Origin of the sequence: Streptomyces sp. SM1, assembly GCF_002910825.1 — a bacterium.
Taxonomy (GTDB): Bacteria; Actinomycetota; Actinomycetes; order Streptomycetales; family Streptomycetaceae; genus Streptomyces; species Streptomyces okerensis.
Map to the genome: position 1 here is coordinate 1 of NZ_NEUB01000561.1, position 4,167 is coordinate 4,167.

General features: G+C 72.0%; 2 protein-coding genes. Both read right to left on the reverse strand.

Features of this window, described 5'->3' with window-relative positions:
- Positions 1–16: 16 nt before the first annotated feature.
- Complete coding sequence (locus B9S61_RS13695) at positions 17–1,387, reverse strand: FAD-dependent oxidoreductase (RefSeq protein WP_103542506.1); 1,371 nt, start codon at positions 1,385–1,387, stop codon at positions 17–19.
- A 149-nt stretch (positions 1,388–1,536) separates the two neighbouring features.
- Positions 1,537–4,167, reverse strand: a 2,631-nt coding sequence (locus B9S61_RS13700; protein ID WP_258039645.1) for a SpoIIE family protein phosphatase/ATP-binding protein, incomplete at its 5' end; no start/stop codon positions are given.

Sequence of the window (4,167 nt, forward strand, 5' to 3'; positions counted from 1 at the left end):
GCCCGGCCCGCGCCGGTCAGGCCTGCGCGCCGCTCGCGCGCAGCATGTCCTCACGCTCCACGATCTTCACGCGCGCGCGGCCCTCGGGCTCGCCCAGCGCCCTCTCCGCGGCGTCCAGGCGGTACCAGCCGTCCCACGTGGTGAAGCGGACACCCCGCTCGGCGAGGAACGCGTCCACCGCCTCCGGGTCCGGGGAGCCCGGCGTCAGGAGCCGCCCGCCCGCGTAGTCCTCCAGCAGGTTCGCCACGGTTTCGTTGGCGTCGCCCTTGGTGTGGCCGATGAGGCCCACCGGACCGCGCCGGATCCAGCCGGTGACGTACGTGGAGGGCAGGTGCTCGCCGGTCTCCTGGACGACCCGGCCGCCCTGGTCCGGGACCGTGCCGGAGTCGATGTCCCAGGGCAGCTTGGGGAGTTTGTCGGAGAGGTAGCCGACCGCCCGGTAGACCGCGTGGACGTCCCACTCCTTGAACTCGCCGGTGCCCTTGACGTTTCCCGTGCCGTCCAGTTCGGTGCGCTCGGTGCGCAGGCCGACGACCTTGCCGTCCTCGCCGAGGATCTCCACCGGGGACTCGAAGAAGTGCAGGAACAGCTTGTGCGGACGGTCGCCGGTGTCGCGGATCGCCCAGTTCTCCAGGGTCTTGGCGACCATGTCGGCCTGCTTGTTGCCGCGCCGGGTGGCGATCGAGCCCTCGTCGTAGTCGATGTCCTCGGGGTCGACTATGACCTCGATGTTGGGGGAGTGGTCCAGTTCCCGCAGCTCCATCGGGCTGAACTTCGCCTGCGCCGGGCCGCGACGCCCGAACACGTGCACCTCCAGGGCCTTGTTCTTCCTCAGGCCCTCGTACACGTTCGGCGGGATCTCCGTCGGCAGCAGTTCGTCGGCCGTCTTGGCGAGGACCCGGGCGACGTCGAGGGCGACGTTGCCGACGCCGAGCACGGCGACCTTCTCGGCCTCCAGGGGCCAGGTCCGGGGGACGTCCGGGTGGCCGTCGTACCAGGACACGAAGTCCGCGGCGCCGTAGGACCCGTCGAGGTCCAGGCCCGGGACCGACAGCGCGCGGTCGGCCGTGGCGCCGGTGGCGAAGATCACGCCGTCGTAGAACGTGCGCAGATCGTCGAGGTGGAGGTCGGTGCCGTAGTCCACATTGCCGAACAGACGGATCTGCGGCTTGTCGAGCACCTGGTGCAGGGCGGTGATGATGCCCTTGATCCGCGGGTGGTCGGGGGCGACGCCGTACCGGATCAGTCCGAACGGTGCTGGCATCCGCTCGAAGATGTCGATGGACACGCCCGGTTCGGCGGCCACGTCGGACTTGAGCAGGGCGTCGGCGGCGTAGATCCCGGCGGGGCCGGATCCGACGATGGCTACCCGCAGGGGGCGGGGCATGGTCAGGTTCCCTTCGAGCGGTGACAGGCGTCTCGTGGGAAGCCTAAGTTAAGGCATGCCTTACCTGGTACGGGGGTCCGCTCTATGAGCTCATAAGCGTCCCTTATGAGTAACCTCCGTGGTGCCTTATGGCTCCGGCTCCGGGCGCCTCAGGGGATCGGCTGTTCCGCCCAGATGACCTTGCCGGCGGGCAGGTAGCGGGTGCCCCAGCGTTCGGCGAGCTGGGCGACCAGGAACAGGCCCCGCCCGCCCTCGTCGGTCATGGTCGCGTACCGCAGATGGGGGGAGGTGCTGCTGTTGTCGTAGACCTCGCAGATCAGGTTGCGGTCGTGCAGCATCCGCACCTGGATCGGCGTGCCTCCGTAGCGGAGCGCGTTGGTGACCAGCTCGCTCAGGATCAGCTCCGTGCCGAACGTCAGCTCCTCCAGCCCCCACTCGGCCAGCTTCCGGCTGACCGCGGCCCGCACCTCGCCGACGGCCGCCGGATCCGGTGGCACCGGCCACTCGGCGATCCGGTCGGCGGCCAGCACCCGCGTCCGCGCCACGAGCAGGGCGATGTCGTCACCGGCCCGCACCGGCCGCCGGGACTCCAGTACGACCCTGCAGGTGTCCTCGGGAGAGCCCCCGGCCCGGGACAGCGCCTCACGCAGCCGCTCCAGACCGACGTCGATGTCGTGCGCCCGGTCCTCGACCAGACCGTCGGTGTAGAGGACCAGCCGGCTGTCCTCCGGCAGTTCCAGCTCGGCCGACTCGAACGGCAGACCGCCGAGCCCCAGCGGGGGACCCGCGGGCACCTCCGCGAACTCCACGCCGCCGTCCGGCCGGACCACGGCCGGCGGGGGATGACCCGCGCGGGCGACGGTGCAGCGCCGCAGGACCGGGTCGTACACGGCGTACAGACAGGTCGCTCCCGTCACCGGGGCGACCTGCTCGTCCTGTGCCTCGTCCTGGTCGATGCGGCCGACCAGCTCGTCGAGCAGGCCGAGGAGTTCGTCGGGCGGGAGATCCAGCGCCGAGAAGTTGTGCACCGCCGTGCGCAGCCGCCCCATCGTGGCCGCCGCGTGCAGACCGTGCCCGACGACGTCGCCGACCACCAGCGCGACCCGCGCACCGGACAGCGGCAGCACGTCGAACCAGTCCCCGCCCACCCCGGCCTGCGCCGGAAGGTAGCGGTAGGCGATCTCCAGGGCGCTCTGCGCGGGCAGACTGCGCGGCAGCAGGCTCTGCTGGAGCGTCACCGCCATGCTGTGCTCGCGGGTGTAGCGGCGGGCGTTGTCGATCGAGACCGCGGCCCGGGCCACCAGCTCCTCCGCCAGGGCCAGCTCGTCCGCGTCGAACGGCTCCGGTTTCTCCGAACGCCAGAAACTGACCACCCCCAGCACCAGCGCCCCGGCCCGCAACGGCACCGTGATCAGCGAGTGGATGCCGTACTCCACCACCTGTCCGGAGCGCTCGACGTCCTGCGCCCGCCATCCCGGCGCCTCGCCCAGCCGGGGTTCGAGGACCGGCCGGCCGGTGGTGAGGCTCTGGCCCTGCGGGGACGAGGCGACGAAGCGGATCTGCTCGTCCCGTGGGTAGAGCGGGGAGTCCTCGGCGATCCCCGTCACCGCGGTACGGCGCAGCGCGGCGGCCCCGTCCGGGTGGCCGCCCGCCAGCACCGACTCGAACAGGTCCACGGTGACGAAGTCGGCGAACCGCGGCACGGCGAGCTCGGTGAGCTCCTCGGCCGTGCGGGTGACGTCCAGGCTCGTCCCGATGCCCACCCCCGCGTCGTAGAGCATGTTGAGCCGCTCGCGCGACGTCTCGGCCCGGCCGGACAGGGCTCGCAGCTCGGTGGAGTCGCGGACGGTGGCGACACTGCCCGGCGGGCCGCCCGCGCGGTCGGTGGGCCGCTGGTTGAGCGCCAGCAGCCGGCCGCCCACCCGGTGCACCTCGTCCGTGGCCACCCGCCCCGAGGCCAGCAGCTCCGCGGTGCCGGGATCAAGGCCGATGTCCAGCACATGCCGGCCCTCGGCGTCCTCGGGGAGGCTGAACAGCCGGTGCGCCTCGTCGTTGGCGAGCATCAGGGTGCCGTCGCCGTCGACGATGATCACTCCTTCGCGCACCGCGTGCAGGACCGCGTCGTGGTGTTCGTACATCCGGGTCATCTCGTGCGGGCCCAGTCCGTGGGTCTGCCGCATCAGCCGTCTGCTCACCAGGGCCGCGCCCCCGACGGCCAGGGCGAGCGCGGCGAGCCCCGCGCCCAGCACGAGCGGCAGCTGGTCCTCCGCGGCTCCGCCCACGTTCTCGGTCGTGATGCCCGCCGACACCAGGCCCACCACCGTGCCGTCGCCGTCCTTGACCGGCACCACCGCCTGCACCAGCTCGCCGATGGTGCCCTCGATCTCCTCCACGACCGGCTCGCCGGCCAGCGCGGGTTCGACGGTGCCGACGAACTGTTTGCCGATACGGTCCGCCTTGGGGTGCGTATAGCGGATGGCGTCGGTGTTCATGACGACGACGAAGTCGACGTTCGCCAGCTCGCGGGCCGTCTCGGCGCGCGGCTGGAGCACGGCCGTGGGGTCGGGGGAGTCCAGTGCCTCGACGAGGCCCGGCGCGCTGGCGAAGGTCTCCGCGACGGCGAGCGAGCGGTTGCGGGCCTCCTGCGTGCTGTCCCGCTGCACCTGGAGCACCAGCGCCACGACGGCGGCCACGACCAGCAGCAGCACGATCACCAGATGCAGTACGAACACCTGTCCGGCGACGCTGCGCCCGCCCAGTACCGACCGCGGTCCCGACGC

Bases quoted from the DNA above. Each gene is read 5' to 3' on its own strand.
- B9S61_RS13695 (WP_103542506.1), bottom strand. From the start codon at position 1,387: ATGCCCCGCCCCCTGCGGGTAGCCATCGTCGGATCCGGCCCCGCCGGG.